The organism is Halomonas sp. BM-2019, from assembly GCF_017584085.1.
Map to the genome: position 1 here is coordinate 1,969,586 of NZ_CP071922.1, position 433 is coordinate 1,970,018.

Sequence of the window (433 nt, forward strand, 5' to 3'; positions counted from 1 at the left end):
GTAGGTACTGACTCGTGCGCATGGCGGGGATTCTCGTCCTGATGTCCTGTTGTAAAGCAGGCATTCTAGCAGGGGAGACACGAGGCAACCAATAGTTTTGTGGCAGAAATAGCCGGCTTATTCGGGTTCGATCGAAAACACGTAATTGATGTCGTTCTCGACACGCCACTTTATGTTGAAATGATATAAATGCATTCCATAGTCTTTGGCAAGGTGCGTGTCTTTTTGATAAGCAGGGCGAGGGTCTTGGGCCAAAACTTCTTCGATAAATGACTTTAAATGCGGATATTGACTCTGCTGTTGCCCAATCTGTTGTAACGCTTCGACGCCAAATTCGGTGCGCAATCCGGTGGTTGGCCGATCATCCGCATAACCCCCGCGTGCATCTGGATGAGCATCTGCATAGGGTAGATAAGGCTTCACATCAATGATG

The 433-nt window shown here is 48.3% G+C and carries 1 pseudogene; it reads right to left on the bottom strand.

The features are described 5' to 3' along the window. Positions 1–117: 117 nt before the first annotated feature. Positions 118–433: pseudogene (locus J5F18_RS09885) on the bottom strand (tRNA (N6-threonylcarbamoyladenosine(37)-N6)-methyltransferase TrmO); the annotation flags it as partial.